Consider the following 22252-nt stretch of genomic DNA (forward strand, 5'->3'; position numbering starts at 1 on the left):
ATATTTGTACCGCTATTAATTCCAACATAAACTAAAGACAACTTCCATAATTCTTGTCTTTAATAATCCCTCTGAAAATGAGGAATTAAATAGTTTATCAATCGTTAAAAACTCAAAAAACGCACATGGAATTAAATTCATACATAGACCACAGTTACCTCAAAGCAGACGCCACGGAGCGTGATATCATACAACTTTGCGAAGAAGCCTTGAACAACCATTTTTATTCTGTTTGTGTTAACGGCTGTTATGTGCCGATTGCACATCAAATCACTAAACGTTCGGATGTTAAAGTATGTGCCGTCGTAGGCTTTCCTTTTGGTGCTATGTCTACTGAAGCTAAAGTTGCTGAGGCCAAATATGCGATTCAGCAAGGTGCTTCAGAAATTGATATGGTCATGAATATCGGTATGCTGAAAAGTAAAAATCATGTTGCTGTTTTAAGAGACATTACTGAAGTAAAACGTGCTATCGGTAATACGCCACTCAAGGTCATTATAGAAATCAGCGAATTATCTAAAAACGAAATCGTAAAGGCCTGCGAGATTTGCTTGGATGGTAAAGCCGATTATGTAAAAACCTCTACGGGATTTGCTGAAGGTGGCGCTACATTCACCGCTGTAAAAATTATTAAGAAAACCTTGAAAGACCGAGCAAAAATTAAGGCGTCTGGTGGTATACGAGATGCTGAAACAGCGATGAAATTCATCGATTTGGGTGTTGACCGCATTGGGACATCGTCAAGTGTTTCCATTTGCAAGTCTAAGTTGTCAATTCCGGCATAACTTTTAGCTGTATCCGATTTTTAACGTTTCATTAGAATGCTCTAGGTCGCATCTCAACTATATTTGAGAAACTGACTTAATCATTCTATATGAAAAAGATTAAATACATTTTAATCACTTTCACATTAACCCTATTAGTTCATGCATGCAACTCAAGGACAAAACCTGAATCTTCAGATGTCCAAAAAGAGACTTCAGAAATTTCATTCTTTGCTTCAGATAGTATTGAGGTCTTTGGAGATTTGCATATTACCGATAAATCGGCACCATCAATAGTGTTATTTCACCAGGGCGGGTCCAACGGTAGAGCCGAGTATAAATCGATAATTCCAAAATTAAAGGATTCGGGATACAATGTTCTATCCATCGACCAACGTGTTGGCGGTCAATGGTACGGTGGTTATAACAGAACTGCTTCGTTAATAGAACACCTAGATTATGGGTATTGCGACGCTTACCCAGACATGGTTGGCGCTTTAGACTATCTTAAAGCCAAAAAACTCACTGGTAAGATTATACTTTGGGGAAGTAGTTACAGCGGGACTTTAGCTATCCAATTAGCACACAGTAGACCCAATGATGTTGATGCGGTATTAGCATTTTCTCCAGCTTCGGGACCTCCAATGGCAGATTGCCAGGCTTCTGTATATTTAGAATCATTAACCGTACCTTTAATTATATTACGTCCAGGCAATGAGGCTAAGATAGAATCAGTAAAAGCGCAATTGGCCCTAGCGAAAGACAATAATCACGAAACCTATGTCGCTGAAGATGGTATACACGGCTCATCAATGCTTGTAGAAAGTAGAACAAAAACAAATGTCGATTCAACAATGCAAACCGTATTTAATTTTTTACAAAAACATTCAAAATAAATCCATTTTATAAAATAATCAACCATGAAAAATCTCATCGTACTTTTTGTTCTTGCATTAGCCTTCAATTCTTGTGGGCAGTCAAAATCTGCTGATAATGATGGCTCTACAGTCTATTATTTAATCCGTCATGCTGAAAAGGACCGCTCTGATGCAACCAACAGAAATCCTAATTTGAGTGAAGCAGGCCAAAAACGTGCGGAAAATTGGAATACCCATTTAAAAGATGTGGATTTTGATATGGTCTACTCTACCGATTACAATCGAACAAAACAAACCGCCACACCAATTGCTGAGCGTGAAGGCTTAAATATCTCCATCTACGACCCAAGCAACATGGCTTCGGACGAATTTATGGCAGAAACAAAGGGAAAAACAGTGCTTGTTTTAGGACATAGCAATACCACGCCAGTCTTTGCCAATAGTCTTTTAGGCGAAAAGAAATACGAAATGATGGCGGACGATAATAATTCAAACTTATATATCGTCACTATTGCAAAAGATGGTACAGCGACTTCCGAATTAAAGGTTGTCGATTAGTCGGACTTCGACGTTTTCCAATTCAATTTTAGAGAGTAAATCCAATTGCTTGTCTTTAAATAGTTGTCCTAAACTCTCTAAAGCAATGTCTTCAGACTTGGGCTTATAATTCTTGTAATCCACAAACCGAATTCCTTCCACAGTCCTTTCATTAAAGACTTCACGGAATCTGAAACCTCTGCCGTCGTCTTCTGCATAGGAATAGGCGAAATAATCCAATTCAAAATTTTCGGTGTTGAACCAGTATACAAATTCATCATCAAAATCCTCCCCACCGCCGTCTTCGTCAAAGGTGACCTTTACTCTAAAATAATCTTGCCCCTTAATGGTTTCGTCAGTCAATAAGGTCTTATTCACGGCACCATCATTCAAACCAAAAGGCAACACCGAAAAGTAGTGAACCGAATTGACCGATGCCGTGTATTTCGCCACCATAGAATCCGCTAAAATTTGCCTTTCCTGATTTACAAAGCGCTCAAAACCATCATTGGTAAGGATGTCCTTGATTGCTTTTCCATCTTCAGAAAACAAACGCAAAAGTTCGAAGCGACCGTTGTTACGCATAGCTCTATATTCCATTTCTCTAAATTCAAATCGAATGCCTGAACGATTCAACTTGTCCAAACCAGCAGACGAAATCGCCTTATTTACAACCATATCGCCAGTGAGCTTTTCAGCGGTTTCAACGGCAGTCGTTTCATTTTTAGTTTTTTTATCGCTTTGGCAACTGACCAACACAAGGCCTAAAAAAAGTATATAGAGTCGTTTCATAACTGGTGGTTTGTCACAATGAGTCGTAAAGATATTTATTGCTTTACGCTTATTCCTAAAATATCTTCAAAATCTCTACCTTTGTCGCTTATGCAAAAAACGGTCAACATACTCAACCGAAAGGCGAAATTTCAATACGAAATTTTAGATAAATACACGGCAGGCATTGTGCTGACGGGTACGGAAATAAAATCCATCCGCGCCGGAAAAGCCTCTATTGCCGAAGGTTTCTGCGAGTTTAATGACCGCTCGGAATTGTTTGTCATTAACATGACCATTGAAGAATACAGCTTCGGGAATTACTACAACCACAAGCCTAAAGCCGAACGTAAACTACTTTTAAATCGTCGCGAATTAAAAAAGCTTGAAAAGGAGGTCAACATTAAGGGTAACGCCATTATCCCCATGCGCTTGTTCATCAATGATAAAGGTCTTGCAAAACTTGAAATTGCCCTCGCCAAAGGAAAAAAACTCTACGACAAGCGCGACACTATAAAGGACCGCGAGAACAAGCGGAAGTTAGACCGCATTAAGAAAGATTTCCGATAACTTTAAGATTGCCCTAACTTTTGGGAACGAAATTTCATATAAGTTTGACGCGTCAAGCAACGTTTTGCAGAAAATTGACGTCTCTATCAAAAACGCCATCAATCAAATCTCTATGAAATCAACTTTACCATTTTTATTTTTTCTTTGTGTCGTACAGTTAGCTACCGCCCAAATTACGGGGCAAATCACGGACGCTAAAAACGAAGGCCTCCCATTTGTCAGCGTTTATCTTGAAAATACCTACAAAGGCACCACCTCTAACGATGCCGGGTTTTACGAACTCAATCTCGAAAAAACGGGTGACTACGTTTTGGTTTTTCAATCTTTAGGATTTAAAACCGTAAAGAAATCCATAAGTATTGACCGCTTTCCATTTGAAGTCAATGTGCAACTATCTGAAGAAAACGTCTCTTTAGACGAAGTGGTTGTAAATGTGGAAGAAAACCCCGCCAATATCATCATGCGAAAGGCTATCGACGCCAGAAAAGCTAATCTTGAAAAAATCCAGTCGTTTAAAGCGGATTTCTATTCCCGTGGGTTAATACGAATAAAAGATGCCCCCGAAAAATTTCTCGGCCAAGAGGTTGGCGATTTAGGTGGTGGATTGGATTCAACCCGAAGTGGGATTATCTATCTATCGGAAACCATTTCAAAAATAGATTATCTACGTCCAGACCGATTGAAAGAAAAAATCACAGCCTCCAAAGTGAGTGGTGATGATAATGGCTTTAGTTTTAACAACGCTGTGGATGTGGACTTCAATTTTTATAACAATACCTTGGAATTTGGTAGCGAAATGGTCTCGCCAATTGCCAATAATGCCTTTAGCTATTACCGCTACAGATTAGAAGGCGTCTTTTATGACGACCGTGGCAACCTTATCAATAAAATTGCAGTCACTCCAAAGCGAGAGAATGACCCAGCATTTTCGGGTTACATCTTTATTGTAGAAGACCAATGGACCATCTATGCTTTGGAATTGAGTCTTAACGGTCTACAAGCCAGAATTCCACCTGCAGAAATCATTACGTTAAAACAAAGCTTTTCCTATTCTGAAACCGATGATATTTGGGCTTTGATTTCCCAGAGTATCGATTTTAAATACGGGCTTTTCGGGATAAAAGGCGACGGTCGCTTTACAGCAGTTTTTAGCAATTATGATTTCAATACAGGACTAAACACTAAGGATTTCGGGAGAGAGCTCGTTGCGTTTGAAGAAAATGCCAATAAAAAGGACTCACTCTTTTGGGAGAAAATTCGTCCTGTGCCTTTAACTTCGGAAGAAATTCGGGATTACGTCAAAAAGGACAGTATAGAGATTATTCAAAATTCGAAACCTTATCTGGATTCTGTAGACCTTGCCCGAAATAAATTCAAGCTGACCAATATCGTGACAGGTTACACCTATCAAAATTCGCACAAGGACTACCGATTGGGCTATGATATTCCGTTGAGCAGTTTACAGTTTAATACGGTGCAAGGGTTTACAGCTGGTGCTAGTGCATTCTACCGTAAGAATTATGATGAGTATAAGAAATACTTAAGCATTAATGGTAGTTTAGAATACGGTTTTTCGGATGAGCGCCTGCGTGGTACTATGCGTGTCAACTACAAATTCAACGATATCTCAGACGCGTTTTTAACAGTCTCTGGTGGTACGCAAGTCCTTCAATTCAATACGTCAAACCCGATTTCGCCTTTCATCAATTCGGTTAGCACCTTAGCTATTGAAGACAACTACGCCAAGTTTTTTGAGCGGTATTTTGCTCAGGCTAGTTATTCTGAAGAATTATTCAATGGTTTCCGGTTTTCATCGACTATAAGTTATGAGAAACGCAATCCACTTTTTAATACCACTGACCAAGTTTGGAATAATGAAGAGGGCGATGCATACACTAGCAACAATCCGTTGGATGAAACTGCTTTTGGCGTGGCAACGTTTGAATCGCACAACATTTTAAAATTTTATGCTTCAGCTCGTATCAACTTCGGACAAAACTATTTGAGCTATCCAGGGAGTAAATTCAATATTCGGAATGAAAAATACCCAACCTTGGTGCTTTCTTACGAAAAAGGCTTCGGGTCAACCAACGACAATTATAATTTTGACCAAGTCCGCGCACAACTTTTCCAAACCATGAATTTGGGCGACAAAGGCCGAACGATTTACAATTTGAAAGCTGGAACTTTTTTCGGTGGGGATGATATTGCCTTTGTGGATTATCAGCACTTTAACGGCAACCAGACACATTTTAGCCGTCGTGGGAACTATACCAATGTCTTCAACAATTTACCGTACTATAGTGCCAGTACTAATGATTCCTATTTTGAAGGCCATTTGGAACACGATTTCAACGGTTTTATTTTAGGAAAAATACCACTGCTTCGTAAACTTAATTTCAATTTAATTGCTGGTGCACATCTCTTGGCCACACCAGATAATAAACCGTATCAGGAATATTCCATCGGTTTGGACAATATCGGTTTTGGCAAATGGCGCTTTCTCAGAGTTGACTATGTAAGGTCTTACCAAAGCGGATTTCAGAGCGATGCCATTGTGTTTGGGCTGAAATTGTTTTAATTTTAAAACATGAAAACACTACTCACTTTTATTTCGGCTTGTATTCTATCGTTAAACCTTCAGGCGCAAGATGCGATTACGCCAGATTATTTAGGTCATGTGACCAGCTTAGACCAAACCTTAAATACGCTTTACGGCGTTATTTCTGGCGAAAAAGGAAAAGAACGGGATTGGCCTTTATTTAAGTATTTGTTTCATGCGGATGCCAAGCTCATTCCAACCGGAAAAAACAAAGAAGGTCTTCAAGTAGCGCGTTACATGACGCCTCAGCAATACATCGATTCTTCGGGCAAATGGTTGGTGGAAAACGGTTTTTTTGAAAAGGAAATTAATCGTAAAGTGCAGACCTTTGGCAACATCACCCAAGTCTTTAGTACTTACGAATCCTATAAAAGCGAAAGTGATACCGAACCGTTTATGCGTGGTATCAACAGCATTCAACTCATGAATGACGGTCAGCGTTGGTGGGTGATGAATATTTATTGGATGCAAGAGTCGGAAGCTAATCCTATTCCTTCGGAATATCTTCCGGATTAATATTAAAAAATACTTCCATTCTCTGTTCAAAACATTCTTTTTAAGATAATGTCACATTGAGCGCAGTCGAAATGGCCTACGAAGAGCTTACTTCAAATGTATCGACCCAAAACGACAAATTTTCTTTGTTTAGAAAAACCTCGATTACTTTTATTAATCTAAAAAAATCTTAAGAGCAAAGCCGTATTCATTTTAGTTCGTAATTTTGGGCAAAGAAAACTGAAATTATGAAACTCTACTTACGCCTTTCCCTAATTGTATTAGGACTTTCCATATCGTCTTGCCAAGACAAAGTAGATCCCAATGCTGTAAAACCCATTTTTGAAAACGGCGAAGCCCAAATTGTGGAGGCTTTTAATAATCCTGACGATTGGGTTAGACACGACCTTTGGGTTGAAACAGAATTTGATACCGACGGCGACGGTAAGCCAGACCGTATGCACGTAGATGTCACTCGCCCGAAGCAAACTGATACTGAAGGATTAAAGTTGCCTGTGGTTTATGAATCTAGCCCCTACTACGCTGGTGTTGCACCAGATGTTGATGGTGTTTTTTGGGATGTGAAACATGAATTGGGCGAAATGGCTAAAGAACGGGTTCATCCTGAAGTGACACGAAAAGGTGAACGCCCGATTATCTCCAACTCACAAATAAAAACTTGGGTACCTCGTGGCTATATCGTTGTGCATTCTTCGTCTCCAGGAACAGGCTTATCTCAAGGTGCACCTACCGTTGGTGGCATCAATGAATCCTTGGCGCCAAAAGCCGTTGTAAAATGGCTCAATGGCAAAGCCAAAGGCTATACGAGTCCAGATGGCGATGAAGAAGTGGAAGCTTTTTGGTCGACCGGAAAAGTGGGTATGACGGGTACGAGCTATAATGGTACTATTCCCCTAGCCTGCGCCACAACAGGCGTTGAAGGTTTAGAAGCGATTATTCCTGTTGCGCCAAACACCTCCTACTATCATTATTACCGTTCTAACGGTTTGGTACGTTCACCAGGTGGTTATTTAGGCGAGGACATCGATGTGCTTTACGATTATATTCACAGTGGTGCCGAAGACAAACGGCCTTATAATAATAAAACCGTTAGGGATTCTATAATGATTCAAGGCATGGACCGTAAAACAGGCGACTATAATGACTTTTGGGCGGGACGTGACTACCTGAATGCTATGGACGGCATGAAAGCGGCATTATTAATGTCCCACGGTTTTAACGACTGGAATGTGATGCCAGAGCACAGTTATCGCATCTACAAAAAAGCGAAAGAACAGGGTTTACCAGCTATGATTTACTATCACCAAAATGGACATGGTGGTCCACCGCCGATTTCCATGATGAACAAATGGTTTACTAAATATCTACATGGCGTCGACAATGGTGTTGAGAATGAAGAAAACAAAGCTTACATCGTTCGGGAGGACGATAAGCGCAGTGAGCCAACGGCTTATGCAGATTATCCAAATCCTGAAGCGTCAATGGTCAAGCTAAATCTTAAGGTCAAGGGAAGAACCCAAGGGCAACTTACCCTTGATGATGGCGATATTACTGCTGAAGCCTTAATTGACAATGTGAATTTTTCCGGAACAGAATTAGCAAAAGCCGAAGAGTCCGAAAACCGTTTATTATATGTGACGCCAGAGCTTAAGGAAGACCTTCATATTTCGGGCTTGGCCAAAATGCACATTACTGTAGCGAGTAGCAAACCCTTTGCTAATCTCTCGGTTTGGCTGGTAGCACTGCCTTGGGAAGAAGGCGAAGGCACAAAAATTACAGATAATATTATTACCCGCGGATGGGCAGACCCACAGAATTCAAAATCCCTAACGGAAAGCGAACCTCTAGAACCAAATCAATTCTATGATTTAACTTTCGATTTACAACCCGACGACCAAATCATCCCAAAAGGCCAAAAAATAGGCTTGATGATTTTCAGTTCCGACCAAGAATACACCTTACATCCAAAACCAGGAACGCTACTCACTGTAAAATTGCAGAAAACGCATTTAGAATTACCTGTTGTTGGTGGGGTTAAGGCTTTTAAAAAGGCGACGGAGTAGGTTTTGTAATGTAAAAATGAAAAAGCTCTAAACTTGGTTTGGGGCTTTTTTGGTTTTAGACAATGGATTTCGTGAAACCCCTAATTCTTATCCTCCAACAAAGGCACAAATCGAAACTCTCCAAACTCATGCTTTTCAAAATTCTTTGGGCCTTTTCGTATAAAGAGTGTCATGGTTTGTACATCATCCCCCACTGGAATAACCAAGCGTCCACCAATGGCCAATTGACTTAATAATGGTTTTGGTACAAAAGGCGCACCGGCGGTAACGATGATACCATCGAAAGGCGCTTCGTCTTCTAAGCCGATGTAACCATCACCAAAAATGAGTTTTTTAGCGCGATAACCGATTTTAGGTAAAAACTTGCTGGTCTTTTTAAAGAGTTCTTGCTGACGTTCTATACTCCATACTTTCGCACCAAGCTCCAATAACACTGCGGTTTGGTAACCACTGCCAGTCCCTATTTCGAGTACTTTTTGACCTTCGGAAAGGTTGAGTAATTCAGATTGAAAAGCCACTGTATATGGTTGTGAAATGGTTTGGTCGGCACCAATTGGGAAAGCTTTGTCTTGATAAGCATGGTCCAAAAAACCAGAGTCCATAAACAAGTGGCGCGGTATTTTTCCGATGGCATTTAAAACAGCTTCGTTGGTAATGCCTTTCTCTTTCAGGATGGCGACTAGCTTTTTTCGTAGGCCTTGGTGTTTAAACGTGTCTTTCAAAATGTAGGGTTTAGTCGGGACTAAAATTAATAGAAAGCTTTTCAATGGCAAAGCTAAAACGGGATTGCAATTTAGGATTTTTCAACAGTGCGTTTTTCAAAATGAAGTATTATAAATTTCGCATTATAGCGGTTCTATTTTATCTTTTCATTACAAATAATTACGTCTAAAACCGTTATTTTTGTGAAAAACTGAATTTATGCTAAAAGCTGGGGTTTTGGGTGCCGGACACCTAGGTAAAATACACCTGAGATTATTAGAGCAATCTGAAAAATACGAGCTGGTCGGTTTCTACGATGCAGATGCCGAAAATGCAAAGCGCGTTGTTCACGAATTTGGTTACAGGTATTTTGATACTATTGAAGGCTTGGTCGACGCCGTGGATGTTGTTGATATTGTCACACCAACCCTTTCGCATTATGATTGTGCGAAGCAAGCCATCACCAAACGCAAGCATATTTTTATCGAAAAGCCAATTACAAATACGGTTGAAGAAGCCGAAACCATTAGGGCCTTAGTGGCCGAGAATGGTGTTAAGGGTCAGGTGGGACACGTGGAGCGTTTTAATCCGGCGTTTACCGCGGTTAAGAACAAGATTGACAATCCCATGTTTATCGAAACGCATCGTTTGGCGGAATTCAATCCAAGAGGAACGGATGTGCCTGTGGTGCTCGATTTAATGATTCACGATATAGATATCATTTTAAGTGTGGTGGACTCGCCAGTTAAGCATATCTCCGCAAGTGGCGTTTCCGTTGTTAGTGACACGCCAGATATTGCTAATGCTAGAATTGAATTCAAGAATGGTTGTGTGGCAAATCTTACGGCTAGTCGTATTTCCTTGAAGAATATGAGGAAGACGCGTTTCTTTCAGAAGGACGCCTATATCTCTGTTGACTTTCTAGAGAAGAAATGCGAAGTTGTAAAAATGAAAGATGCACCGACGAATCCAGGCGATTTTGACATGATTCTTCAGAATGCTGAAGGCGTTAAGAAGCAGATTTATTTTGATAATCCTGACGTAGAAAGCAACAATGCCATTTTAGATGAACTGGAAACCTTTGCGGATGCCATCACTAACAATACGACGCCAATTGTGACCTTGCATGATGGTACGGAAGCACTTAGGATTGCCAATATGATTATTAATCAGTTTTAAGAGCCCATCCCTAGCCCTTCCCAAAGGGAAGAGAACCGCAAAACGCAAAATGTATGGTATCATATAATTCAAAAAAACAATTACAATAACTAAACTTTTATTTACAAGCCCGAGTAAGAGTTCCTCCCCTTGGGGAGGCTAGGTAGGGCTTTTTTATTATGAAAAACGTAGCAGTTATAGGCGCAGGAACCATGGGAAACGGTATTGCACATACTTTTGCCCAAGCCGGATTTAAAGTGCAACTTATAGATGTCAACGAAGCATCTCTTAAGCGTGGTGTGGATACTATTTCCAAGAATCTGGACCGCATGGTGGCCAAGGAAAAAATATCTGAAGCCGACAAGCAACAAACCCTTGAAAATATTACGCTCTACACAGACATTACCGAAGGTGTGGAATACGCTAATTTGGTGGTGGAGGCGGCCACGGAAAATATCGATTTAAAACTCAATATTTTTAGACAATTGGACGAAGCTTGTCCAGACGACACTATCTTGGCGACCAACACTTCATCAATTTCCATTACTCAGATTGGTGCGGTTACATCTCGTCCGGACATGGTAATCGGTATGCATTTTATGAATCCGGTGCCGATTATGAAATTGGTGGAAATCATACGTGGTTATAATACCAGCGACGAGGTGACTCATACGATTATGGAACTGAGTAAGACTTTGGGTAAAATTCCAACTGAAGTAAATGATTATCCAGGTTTTGTAGCCAACCGCATTTTAATGCCGATGCTTAACGAGTCTATTGAAACGCTATACAATGGTGTTGCCGGTGTACAAGAAATTGACACCGTAATGAAATTAGGCATGGCACACCCAATGGGACCTTTACAACTCGCTGATTTTATTGGGTTAGATGTCTGTCTTTCCATTCTGAATGTCATGTACGACGGCTTTAAAAATCCAAAATACGCACCGTGTCCATTATTGGTCAATATGGTCCGAGCCGGAAAGCTAGGCGTGAAGTCTGGTGAAGGTTTTTATGATTATTCTGAAAGCAGGAAGGCGGAGACTGTGGCGAAGCAGTTTTCTCGATAGTTTTATTTTAAGTGTAAAGTCCAAAGTGTAAAGTTGTTAGTCAATGCGTATGAATAGAGTTCAAGATTTGATAGCTTATAAGAAAGGATTTGAGCTGGCAATGGATATCTTTCAGCTCTCTAAATCGTTTCCAAGAGAAGAACAATATTCACTAACAGACCAAATTCGTCGCTCGTCTCGAAGCGTTTGTGCCAATCTTTCTGAAGCTTACAGCAAACGCCGTTATCCAAAACATTTCATTAGTAAACTTACTGATTGTGATGGCGAAAACGGAGAAACAAGAACTTGGCTAGAGTTTGCTTTGGCATGCGCCTATATAACGAAAGACATTTATAACACGCTTTATGATAAATCCATTGAAATTTCAAAATTGCTAAACTATATGATACTGAATCCAGAAAAATTTGGTTCCAAAGGGTAATAAAGCAACAGTGAGAACTTTATACTTTACACTTAAAACTTTACACTAAATCGTGGCCAAAATCCTCCCATTCCGAGCCGTTCGCCCAACCAGAGACAAAGTCAGCCTCGTGGCCTCTCGTTCCTACCAAAGTTATACGCAGGCGGAACGCGAAGCACGGCTTGACTATAATCCCTATTCATTTTTACATATTGTGAATCCAGGGTATAAATACGACAAGGAGATTTCTGGGAAAGAGCGATACCAATTGGTGAAAAATCGCTATTTGGAGTTTAAGGAAGATGGTGTATTTGTTCAAGATGAAAAGCCTTCATTTTATATTTATCGTATAGTTGATAGGGATAACCAAGTCTTTAACGGAATCATTGCTTCGGCAAGTGTTGACGATTACAAAAACAACGTCATCAAGAGGCACGAAGATACCATTGCTACTCGAGAATCTGTATTCAAAGATTACCTAAAGACCGTCGGATTTAATGCAGAACCGGTTTTATTGACCTATCCAGATAACGCTATCGTTTCTGGCATTGTACAGCAAATTCAGTCACATCGTGCAGAGTTCGAATTTACCACCACCTACCGAGACACCCATTATCTTTGGCAGATTAGTGAAGAACGCGATATAAAAACCATTACCAAAGCTTTTTCAGATATGAACACGCTTTACATTGCCGACGGCCATCATCGCTCCTCATCCTCTGCCCTGCTCTGCGACGATTTAAAATCTGAAAACCAAAATCATTCTGGTGACGAAACCTATAATTCATTCATGAGTTTTTTAATTCCTGAGTCTGAATTACGCATTCATGAATTCTACCGTATCATCAAAGATTTGCATGGGTTATCTAAAGAGGAATTTTTGATTAAGCTAGATACCATGTATCGTATTGAAAATCGTGGTGCCATTCCTTATAAACCATCAAAACCACATCATTTTAGTATGTATTTAGATGGAGAGTTTTATTCACTATATCTTCGGAAAACCAATTACAAATTTAAAACATCCTTAGACCGGCTAGACGCTCAATTATTATTTGAAACCATTTTAAAACCGATTTTGGGAATTGACGATTTACGCAACAATTCGCGCATTGACTACCTCAGTGGCAAGAAGGACATCATAAAATTGATTAATAAAATTGACGGTGGCGAATTTAAAGTCGGCTTTGGAATGATTCCTGCATCCGTAGAACAGATGAAAGCCATTGCAGACGAAGGTTTAAAGATGCCACCAAAAAGTACCTATGTTGAGCCTAAGTTACGGAGTGGGGTGACTATTTATGAATTTTAACTTGAAATTAAGCTTGAATGAGTATTGCTAAAAACATAAAAAGATTTCAATCTGAATTACCAGAAAACGTGACCCTAGTCGCGGTTTCTAAGACCAAACCGATTGATGATTTAATGGAAGCGTATGATGCTGGGCAACGCATTTTTGGAGAAAACAAAATCCAAGAAATGACGGAGAAATGGAATGCCATGCCAAAAGATATTCAATGGCACATGATTGGTCATGTACAACGCAACAAGGTGAAATATATGGCGGAGTTTGTGAATCTTGTTCATGGTGTCGATAGCTTCAAACTACTCAAAGAAATTGATAAACAGGCTAAGAAGCACAGCCGTGTGATAGATTGTTTACTTCAAATTAAGATAGCCGAGGAAGAGAGTAAGTTTGGGCTGTCTAAAGCGGATGCTTCAGATATTTTAACTTCAGACTCATTTCAAAATTTAAAACATATAAGAGTAACGGGGCTTATGGGCATGGCAACGTTCACCGATGATATGGCCCAAGTTGAACGTGAGTTTAAATCACTTCAAACCTATTTTAATACTTTAAAAACCAACCATCCTCATCTTGAAATCCTTTCCATGGGTATGAGTGGCGACTACAAATTAGCTATAGATTGTGGCAGTACCATGGTCAGAATTGGGAGTACTATTTTTGGTGCAAGAAATTACAGCTAAGCCTTTGCCAATCTCAAGATTTCCTTTATTTTTCAATTTTAAAACAATCTGAAAAGACGCTTTATTTACGCAATCTTAGACATAGAAACTACGGGTGGAAAATTCAATGAAGAAGGGATAACCGAGATTGCAATCTACAAGTATGATGGTCATGAGGTTGTTGACCAATTCATTAGCCTCGTTAACCCGGAACGCGAGATTCAGCCCTTCGTCGTAAATCTTACGGGTATCAATCAAAAGATGTTACGTAATGCACCAAAATTCTATGAGGTTGCCAAGCGTATCGTTGAAATTACCGAAGATTGCATTGTTGTAGCCCATAACAGTAGTTTTGACTATCGTATTCTCCGAACGGAATTTAAGCGTCTCGGCTTCCCATTTAAACGAAAAACCCTATGTACCGTGGAATTGGCAAAGGAGCTGATTCCGGATATGGAGTCGTACAGCTTAGGAAAGTTATCTCGGGCCTTGGGTATTGCCGTGAGTGACCGACATCGTGCGTCGGGCGATGCTCAAGCCACGGTTAAGCTCTTCAAAATGTTACTGAATAAGGACTCTGGCAAGAAAATCATTAAAGCCTCAGTAAAAGTTGATGAAAAACCGAAAATTGCTTCGAACTTAAAACACATTATTGAAGATTTACCGTCGGATACGGGTGTCTATTACATTCATAACGCAGCGGGTGATATTATTTACATCGGAAAGAGCAATAATATTAGAAAACGCATCACCCAACATTTTACGGGGAAAGATTCAAAATCAAAGAAAATTCAAGCGTTGGTTCACTCCGTCTCTTTTGAAAAAACCGGAAGCGAGTTGGTAGCCCTGCTCAAGGAAAGTGTGGAAATTAAAAAGAACAAACCGCCTTTAAATAGAGCGCTTCGGAAAAGCTTGTTTTCCCATGGTCTATATAGTTTTGTTGATGCTAATGGCTATCTCAACTTTTCGATAGACCACGCCAGTAAAAAGGAAACGCCGATTACAACATTCAGCAATCGTAGAAGCGGTACCGCCTTTTTAAACCGAATGACCGAAGATTTTGAATTGTGCGAAAAACTCAACCATTTATCAGCTTCTAAAACTAGTTGTTTTAATTACGGTATTCAAAAGTGTTATGGCGCCTGCGTATTGGAAGAAGACGTCACCACCTACAATGAGCGTGCACAGCGTATCATAGACCACAACAGCTACGAGGATAAAAATATGATGATTATTGACCGTGGTAGAAGTGTCGGTGAAAAAAGCGTCATTGTTATCGAAGAAGGTCAGTTTAGAGGCCTTGGTTTTTTTGACCTTAATCATCAAATAAATAATCGAGACGTATTATTATCAATTATCACTCCGATGGAAAATAACAAAGACCATCAGCATATTATACAAAGTTACGTCCGCCGGAATCGTAAACGGCTTAAAATTGTGATGATATAATGGAACCCTCCCAAAATATTCTTTTGTAAATTTAGCACATGCAACAGCAAAAGACAAAAACACATTGGCGGGTGAGACTTCATGAAATTATTTATGAAGCAGATACACCATCGGGTAAATTTTTTGATGTTGTTCTTTTAATCACCATTTTATTTAGCATCGTACTTGTGATGCTAGAAAGCATTAACAGCTTCGACCTCAAATATCATAAGTTCATTTATATTTCGGAATGGGTTATTACTATCCTCTTTACCATTGAATATATCACTAGAATCATTACCGTAAAAAAACCATGGAAGTATATTAAAAGCTTCTATGGCGTTATAGACTTGCTCTCCACTATCCCAATGTACTTATCCTTTATATTCGCGGGTACTAATATGCTTATTGCATTACGAGCTTTGCGTTTACTGCGGGTTTTCAGGATTTTGAAACTAGCAAGGTATTTAGGTGCATCCCAACATTTATCAAAAGCACTGAAGGCCAGTAAAGCTAAAATTTCGGTATTCTTATTTGCAGTAATGATTGCCTGTATCATCTTTGGCACTTTAATGTATATGGTTGAGGGCGAAGAAAACGGTTTTACCAACATTCCAAAAAGTGTGTATTGGTGTATAGTGACATTAACGACAGTAGGGTTTGGTGATATTGCCCCAGTAACACCGCTAGGCCAGTTTATCGCAGCTGTTATTATGATTATGGGTTATGGTATTATCGCCGTACCTACTGGCATTGTGACTGCGGAATACACCTCCGCTACTAAAAAAGATGATTCTAAGGTACTAGAGCCTGTTGAGATTGATATGAATACACAATCCTGTCAGAATTGTAATGCGGAAAAGCACAAGGACGATGCCAATTATTGCTATCAATGTGGCAACAATCTGCATTATGACTAAATTTCTCTTATCCGTAGTTGGCCCTACAGCCATTGGTAAAACGGCACTGAGCATACAATTGGCCAAACACTTTGAGACTGAAATCATTTCGTCGGATTCTAGGCAATTTTTTAAGGAAATGTCTATCGGTACCGCAGTACCCTCACGTGAAGAATTGAGCCAAGTCAAGCATCATTTTATTCAACATTTATCAATTCAAGACCCGTATAGCGTCGGACAGTTTGAAAAAGACGCAATTGCTCGACTAGATACAATTTTCAGAAATCATGATGTCGCAGTGATGGTTGGTGGTTCAGGATTATATAGTAATGCCGTGATTCATGGTTTAGATGATTTTCCTGATGTGGATTCCGATATCAGAACCACATTAAATAAAAGAATTCAGGATGAAGGCATCTCTGTCCTTCAGAATGAATTAAAAGAAAAAGACCCGAAAGCGTATGATACCATTGCAATTGACAACCCGCAACGGCTTATCAGAGCTTTGGAAATTTGTATTGGGACGGGAAGACCCTATTCTAGTTTCTTAGCGAAAGGCAAAATAACAAGACCTTTTGAAACCATTTCGGTGGGCTTGACGGCTGAGCGTTCCATTATTTATGAACGTATTAATCAACGCGTAGATATTATGATGGATTCTGGTTTATTGGAAGAAGCTAAAAGACTGTATCCTCACAAAGACTTGAACGCCCTTAACACTGTAGGCTATAAAGAATTATTCAAATATTTTGATGACGAATGGGAACTTGATTTGGCCGTTTCAGAAATAAAGAAAAACACCCGTCGCTTTGCTAAGCGCCAATTAACCTGGTATAGAAAATACGATAGTATTTTATGGTTTGATTTTGAAACACCATTGGACCAAATTCTCGACACTCTTACAAAACATATTGAAACCAAAAAATCCAGCTAAACAGCTGGATTTTTTATATATAAAGGAAAAACGTTTTAAGCGTCTTGGTTGTTGATGACCAATCTAAACCCTTCACCATGAATGTTTAGGATTTCAACATTTGGGTCTGGTTTTAAATATTTACGAAGCTTCGCAATATATACATCCATACTACGCGATGTAAAATAATTGTCATCTCTCCATATTTTGGTCAAGGCCAATTCTCGTGGCATTAAATCATTTTCATGTAAAGCCAAAAGACGTAATAATTCGTTTTCTTTTGGTGACAATTTTTCAGGATCTCCCCCATCAAATTTTAAGAATCTTAATTTGGAGTTTAAATCAAAGCGTCCAATTTTAAATTCAAACTGCTTGCTATCCGCAACAGAATCTGTAGCCTTTCGTTGCATAATGGCTTTAATTTTCATGAGAAGAACTTCACTGTCAAACGGTTTGTTGAGATAATCATCCGCACCAACCTTATAACCTTTAAGCACATCCTCTTTCATGGCTTTAGCCGTTAAGAAGATAATTGGTACATCCGTGTTTTTCTCTCTAATCTCCTTAGCTAAAGTGAATCCATCTTTGTAGGGCATCATCACATCTAAAATACAAAGGTCGTAATCATCCTTTTTAAATTTTTCAAAGCCTTCCATACCATTCTTTGCATGTACAACGTCATAGTCGTTCATAGTTAAATAGTCCTTAAGTACGGTTCCGAAATTTGGATCGTCTTCTACTAATAAGATTTTTTTGTTTTGTTCTTCCATAATTTATGATATTAAGGGCAGTTTTATCGTAAATACACTGCCTTTTCCTTTTTCACTTTCTACTGATATATGACCCTGATGGTCGTCAACAATTCGTTTTACATAGGCCAACCCTAAACCGTGGCCTTTTACATTGTGTACATTACCAGTGTGTTCTCTATAAAATTTTTCGAACACACGTTTTTGTACTTGTTTTGACATGCCGTTTCCTCTATCTGCTACTTTCAGCAAAATATTAGACCCGACATTTTCTGTATACACATCAATTTCTGGTGCGTTGTCAGAATATTTTATAGCATTATCCAACATATTGACTATAACGTTAGTAAAATGCGTTTCATTAGCTAATATTGATGAACTTGATGCATCAAGATGGAGATTGATATACCCTTTTCGGTCTTCAACAATCAATTCAACGTGTGTTGCAGCATCCTCCACTAAGTCGTGCAACTCCAACGGTTCCTTACTGATATTAAGCTCATTTTTTTCGAGCTTAGAAATTCTCAGTACATTTTCAACTTGGGCATGCATCCGCTTATTTTCTTCGCGAATCATTCCCAAATAACGCTTTACTTTGTCTTGGTCACCAATGACTTTTGGATTCTTTATTGAATCCAAGGCTAAATTGATGGTCGCAATTGGTGTCTTAAATTCGTGCGTCATATTATTGATAAAGTCCGTTTTAATCTGAGATATCTGACGTTGACGAATCAACTGATAGATTGCTCCAGAGTAGGCCACAACAATAACAATGGTGAAAATGACGGATAAAACAATCATACCAATAATTGATGAGAGTAAAAACTGCTTACGTTCTGGAAAATCTACCCAGAGAATATAATTGCTTTCATTGTCATTGTTTAAAAATATCGGAATACCTCTTGAATCTTCTGATTTTTCAAAATTATCGGATTGCACCTTGGTGCTTAAATCATCATCGTAAATCGCGAATTCAAAATCTATATTAATACCTTCATTCTTAAGGAATTTCTTTAATAAAGTCTCGACCTGTTCGGTCCTTATGCGCTTATAAATTGGGTAATTACTAATGAGTGACCTAAATGTGTTTTCCCACATGGTCTGTTGTACCTCATTAAGGTTAGAAAACTCAGTTAAGGTTGAGATAGGCATCATTTGGGCACCTTCATCCAATCCTTTCTTACTGAATACTTCCGTTTTACGTTCGTTTTTAAATACGCTTAAAGGAATGCTGTCTGCATCAATTTCAAAGAACAACGATGGGACTTTAAAGCGCTCCTCCAAAACCATATTTGTATGCTTTATGGTTTTGTCTTCGGACTCAATATCGGTTTCTACCATTAATTGTCTTATCTCGGTAGAATCGATATTCTGCTCCTTAAAATAAGGTTGAGCCGCCGCCATAAAATTCCGAAACTCAATATTTTCAATGGCTCGTGACACTTGGCTTAAAGACCGTTTTACACTAAGGGTAAAATTTTTGTTTTCATTCTCTAAGCTTTTATTGATAAAGTAAGACTGAACGAAAATGATACCAATGAGCGAAAGGCTCATCAAAATGACTAAAACGACGAATAGCTTTTTGCCCATCGGTCAAATTTAACATTTTAACATTTAGCCGAAATTGTGTTTAACCTTACATTAACACAAATGTTAAAATTCGGGAACTGACTTAATTTTTCAGGAGAGTTTTGTGGATAGCAAGAGCTTCTTTTTCAGCCTTATCCAATCTATTGTTTGTTATAGTAAAATCTGCTTTTTTTTCCTTTTCTGAATCAGGCCATTGGTTCTCAATTATGGCTTTGACTTCTTTTGCTGTTTTGCAATCGCGCTTTATGACACGTTTAATACGTTCGTCTTCATTAGCTACAACTAAAATTACGGCATCATAAGCGTGTTCCTGACCAATTTCAAAAATTATGGCGGCTTCTTTGAGAATATATGGTGCATCCTGCTTTTTAACCCAGCGTTTAAAGTTTGAGGCCACCTTTGGGTGCACAATTGAATTCATCTGTTCGAGGAGTCCTGCGTTTTCAAAAATCTGTTTACGAATAAAATCTCTGTTCAGCTCATCATTGACATAGGACGCTTCGCCAAAAAGCGACGTCAGTTTTCTTCTAATCACTTTAGAGCGGTTCATGAGTGCTTTGGCTTCCTTATCGGCATAATAAACAGGTACACCCCAGCTTTCAAAAAAACTACAGACTGTTGTTTTGCCGCTACCTATACCACCTGTAATACCAACAATTTTCATGCTTAATTTTCTAGGACTATGATTTCAATGCGGTTTTGCTTCAAACGCAATGACTTTACGGATTCTGGTTGCTTTGTTACTTCTGGAACCAAAAAATTCTGATTGGCATTTTGCAAATTTTTAAAATCGCATTCAATTTTAAAATCATCTACTTTAATAGAATTGTAAGTATCTAAATCCACATAATAAGTCAATTCTACTTCTTTGGGAAAGTAATTGATTCTCTGCTGTTCTGGCACGTTTTTTAATTCTACAGGCAATGTAATTTTGCCTTCGGTAAATCGCTTTACCGTAGCTTCGACATCCACTTTTGACGGGTACAATTTCACATTAGACACCTCGGGCTTTAACAAACCTATAGTCCCGCTTATATTTTCTTGAATGTCATTGAGTTTTAAAAGTTCTGTTTCTACAAATTCTAAGGCTTCAAGTTCATCTTTGGCTCCGACTAATTTAACCGAATCTTGTGAAAGTCGTATCTCTCCTTTTATATCGTATCCTGGAACGAACTGAAGTTCCTTATTCAATTGAATAGGCAATAGTTTTGATGCCAAAAGTTCAAAATTAAAATTCATGGTATCGGGCTCAACATTGATGACTTCAAAACGTTTTCCAAGTGCAGATTCAATGACATGAATATCACCAATAACATCCCATTGATATGATGTTTTTTTCAGTTTGGTATCTTCGGAAACATTTAGTAGGATAGGTTTTGGTTTTTCAAATATAAAAGGTGCTAAATTGAAACCTCGGGATTTCACCAGTACGTTGACATAATATGTAGAGTCTTCGTATAAAGCAATTTCTTCTTTAAGATTGGTCAATTCCACCTTAATTTTCAGAGTTTCTGAATAGGTTTCCGAAAATTTCGTTAATACTAAAAATACAAAAGCGGCAATGACAAAAAAACTAAAGCCCTTAATATTCTTACCCTTAAAAAAGCGGTATTTCCCTATGTTAATGCCTTTCTTCATTTAAAAAACAATTTAGCGAAAAGTTCTTCAGGTGTTTTATTCGATAGCCACAATTTTAAACTCGATTTAAGAAAACCAATACCGTAGCCGTAAAACATTATAAAAACTGCAATGGTACTTTGCAAAGCGATGAGGATACTTTTGGTTTTAAAAAAGGCCGTTAGCAGAACTACTAAACTATAAAACGCGTATACAAGTAAAGGCCATTTAAACCCGAATACCAAGAGTAATATTGAAATGAAAAATCCAAGAATAAAACACGTCGGAAGCCAAAAAATCAACTTTTTGGAACTAGGATGCCAATGATTAAGAATAGGTCTGGTCATACCAAACTTATGGACTTGAGTTTTAAACTTTGACCACGAAATACGACGTTTATGATACACAAAAGCATTTTCAATCAAGGCTGTTTTATAGCCTAATGCCCAAAGACGCAAGGTTAAATCTGGGTCTTCTCCTGGATGAATCTTTCCGAAGCCTTTTGTGGTCTCAAATGCTTCTTTAGATAAACCCATATTAAAACTTCGAGGTTGAAATTTTTCTAATTGCTGTGTACCGCCACGAATTCCACCTGTTGTTAAAAACGACGTCATCGCAAAATTTATAGCCTTTTGTAAATTACTGAATGATGGGTGAGCTGCGTCAGGTCCACCAAAGCAATGCACAAAGTTTTGACTAAGGAAGTCATCAACAGTTTTTAGGTACTGAGGTGGCAACAACACATCGGAATCTAAAATAATAAAGTAATTGCCCTTGGCATGCGCCATACCATAATTCCGTGAATCGCCTGGACCAGAATTTTCTTTAAAAAAATACGATACATTTAATTCTGGAAACTTGGCGATGATAGCATCCGACTTTTCTGCAGAACCATCTTCGATAATGACGATTTCATAATCAAAATTTCCTTCTAAGTTTTGAAAGCTTTCGAGCAATTCAAAAACCTCATTAGGGCGATTATATACGGGAATTACAAAAGAATAAGATCTATGTTGCATCACAGCAAATGTAAGTATTCTTTTTGTGTAATATCATC

General features: G+C 38.7%; 22 protein-coding genes. 15 read left to right on the plus strand and 7 right to left on the minus strand.

Annotation, left to right across the window (positions count from 1 at the left end; all coding sequences use genetic code 11):
- The first annotated feature begins 125 nt into the window (after positions 1-125).
- From deoC to ACFOSX_RS00790, 3 genes are all read left to right on the plus strand, one after another.
- Positions 126-785 (plus strand): deoxyribose-phosphate aldolase, encoded by a 660-nt coding sequence (deoC, locus tag ACFOSX_RS00780; protein ID WP_386096029.1) that lies wholly within the window; start codon positions 126-128, stop codon positions 783-785.
- A gap of 89 nt (positions 786-874) precedes the next feature.
- Positions 875-1660 carry an alpha/beta hydrolase gene (locus tag ACFOSX_RS00785; RefSeq protein WP_386096031.1) on the plus strand — a complete coding sequence of 262 codons (786 nt, stop codon included), beginning with the start codon at positions 875-877 and terminating at the stop codon, positions 1658-1660.
- A gap of 24 nt (positions 1661-1684) precedes the next feature.
- On the plus strand, positions 1685-2200 hold the full coding sequence (locus ACFOSX_RS00790) for a SixA phosphatase family protein (protein WP_386096033.1): 516 nt from the start codon (positions 1685-1687) through the stop codon (positions 2198-2200).
- Here the strand turns inward: ACFOSX_RS00790 and ACFOSX_RS00795 are convergent.
- Positions 2183-2971: a DUF6503 family protein gene (locus ACFOSX_RS00795; protein ID WP_386096035.1), complete on the minus strand. Its 789-nt coding sequence runs from the start codon at positions 2969-2971 to the stop codon at positions 2183-2185. The two genes, ACFOSX_RS00790 and ACFOSX_RS00795, sit on opposite strands and share 18 nt — an antisense overlap.
- Positions 2972-3061: 90 nt before the next feature.
- On the opposite strand from ACFOSX_RS00795, the gene smpB reads away from it, so the two are divergent.
- The 4 genes from smpB (at position 3062) to ACFOSX_RS00815 (ending at position 8701) form a co-directional block, all read left to right on the plus strand.
- Positions 3062-3520, plus strand: a complete 459-nt coding sequence (smpB, locus tag ACFOSX_RS00800; RefSeq protein WP_386096037.1) for an SsrA-binding protein SmpB — start codon at positions 3062-3064, stop codon at positions 3518-3520.
- Between the two features lie 112 nt (positions 3521-3632).
- The gene (locus tag ACFOSX_RS00805; protein WP_386096039.1) at positions 3633-6101 is read left to right on the plus strand and encodes a DUF5686 and carboxypeptidase regulatory-like domain-containing protein; all 2469 of its coding nucleotides are present in this window, start codon (positions 3633-3635) and stop codon (positions 6099-6101) included.
- A gap of 9 nt (positions 6102-6110) precedes the next feature.
- A complete protein-coding gene (locus ACFOSX_RS00810) occupies positions 6111-6638 on the plus strand; it encodes a hypothetical protein (RefSeq protein WP_386096041.1) in 528 nt (175 codons plus the stop codon).
- A gap of 227 nt (positions 6639-6865) precedes the next feature.
- Positions 6866-8701, plus strand: a complete 1836-nt coding sequence (locus ACFOSX_RS00815; protein WP_386096043.1) for a Xaa-Pro dipeptidyl-peptidase — start codon at positions 6866-6868, stop codon at positions 8699-8701.
- A gap of 80 nt (positions 8702-8781) precedes the next feature.
- On the opposite strand, the gene ACFOSX_RS00820 is transcribed toward ACFOSX_RS00815, so the two are convergent.
- Positions 8782-9423 carry a protein-L-isoaspartate(D-aspartate) O-methyltransferase gene (locus ACFOSX_RS00820; RefSeq protein WP_386096045.1) on the minus strand — a complete coding sequence of 214 codons (642 nt, stop codon included), beginning with the start codon at positions 9421-9423 and terminating at the stop codon, positions 8782-8784.
- 199 nt (positions 9424-9622) lie between these two features.
- On the opposite strand from ACFOSX_RS00820, the gene ACFOSX_RS00825 reads away from it, so the two are divergent.
- The 8 genes from ACFOSX_RS00825 (at position 9623) to miaA (ending at position 17260) form a co-directional block, all read left to right on the plus strand.
- On the plus strand, positions 9623-10582 hold the full coding sequence (locus ACFOSX_RS00825) for a Gfo/Idh/MocA family protein (protein ID WP_386096047.1): 960 nt from the start codon (positions 9623-9625) through the stop codon (positions 10580-10582).
- 158 nt (positions 10583-10740) lie between these two features.
- Complete coding sequence (locus ACFOSX_RS00830) at positions 10741-11631, plus strand: 3-hydroxyacyl-CoA dehydrogenase family protein (protein ID WP_386096049.1); 891 nt, start codon at positions 10741-10743, stop codon at positions 11629-11631.
- Between the two features lie 49 nt (positions 11632-11680).
- A complete protein-coding gene (locus tag ACFOSX_RS00835) occupies positions 11681-12052 on the plus strand; it encodes a four helix bundle protein (RefSeq protein WP_386096051.1) in 372 nt (123 codons plus the stop codon).
- Positions 12053-12104: 52 nt separating this feature from the next.
- Positions 12105-13343: a DUF1015 domain-containing protein gene (locus ACFOSX_RS00840; RefSeq protein ID WP_386096053.1), complete on the plus strand. Its 1239-nt coding sequence runs from the start codon at positions 12105-12107 to the stop codon at positions 13341-13343.
- A gap of 17 nt (positions 13344-13360) precedes the next feature.
- On the plus strand, positions 13361-14020 hold the full coding sequence (locus ACFOSX_RS00845; RefSeq protein WP_386096055.1) for a YggS family pyridoxal phosphate-dependent enzyme: 660 nt from the start codon (positions 13361-13363) through the stop codon (positions 14018-14020).
- Between the two features lie 63 nt (positions 14021-14083).
- A complete protein-coding gene (locus ACFOSX_RS00850) occupies positions 14084-15448 on the plus strand; it encodes an exonuclease domain-containing protein (protein WP_386096165.1) in 1365 nt (454 codons plus the stop codon).
- Positions 15449-15486: 38 nt separating this feature from the next.
- Positions 15487-16347, plus strand: coding sequence for an ion transporter (locus ACFOSX_RS00855; RefSeq protein ID WP_386096057.1), 861 nt, complete (start codon positions 15487-15489; stop codon positions 16345-16347).
- A complete protein-coding gene (gene miaA, locus ACFOSX_RS00860; protein ID WP_386096059.1) occupies positions 16340-17260 on the plus strand; it encodes a tRNA (adenosine(37)-N6)-dimethylallyltransferase MiaA in 921 nt (306 codons plus the stop codon). The genes ACFOSX_RS00855 and miaA overlap by 8 nt, the downstream gene beginning before the upstream one ends.
- Before the next feature lie 35 nt (positions 17261-17295).
- Here the strand turns inward: miaA and ACFOSX_RS00865 are convergent, their stop codons facing one another.
- From ACFOSX_RS00865 to ACFOSX_RS00885, 5 genes are all read right to left on the minus strand, one after another.
- On the minus strand, positions 17296-18009 hold the full coding sequence (locus tag ACFOSX_RS00865; RefSeq protein WP_386096061.1) for a response regulator transcription factor: 714 nt from the start codon (positions 18007-18009) through the stop codon (positions 17296-17298).
- Between the two features lie 3 nt (positions 18010-18012).
- Positions 18013-19578, minus strand: a complete 1566-nt coding sequence (locus tag ACFOSX_RS00870) for a sensor histidine kinase (protein WP_386096063.1) — start codon at positions 19576-19578, stop codon at positions 18013-18015.
- 82 nt (positions 19579-19660) lie between these two features.
- Positions 19661-20242 (minus strand): dephospho-CoA kinase, encoded by a 582-nt coding sequence (coaE, locus tag ACFOSX_RS00875; RefSeq protein WP_386096065.1) that lies wholly within the window; start codon positions 20240-20242, stop codon positions 19661-19663.
- 2 nt (positions 20243-20244) lie between these two features.
- Entirely contained in the window at positions 20245-21216 is a 972-nt protein-coding gene (locus ACFOSX_RS00880; RefSeq protein WP_386096067.1) for a CdaR family protein, read from the minus strand.
- The gene (locus ACFOSX_RS00885; RefSeq protein WP_386096069.1) at positions 21213-22214 is read right to left on the minus strand and encodes a glycosyltransferase; all 1002 of its coding nucleotides are present in this window, start codon (positions 22212-22214) and stop codon (positions 21213-21215) included. Before ACFOSX_RS00885 ends, ACFOSX_RS00880 begins: the two co-directional genes overlap by 4 nt.
- Between the last annotated feature and the right edge of the window lie 38 nt (positions 22215-22252).

This window comes from Winogradskyella maritima (assembly GCF_042650215.1).
GTDB classification, from domain to species: Bacteria; Bacteroidota; Bacteroidia; order Flavobacteriales; family Flavobacteriaceae; genus Winogradskyella; species Winogradskyella maritima.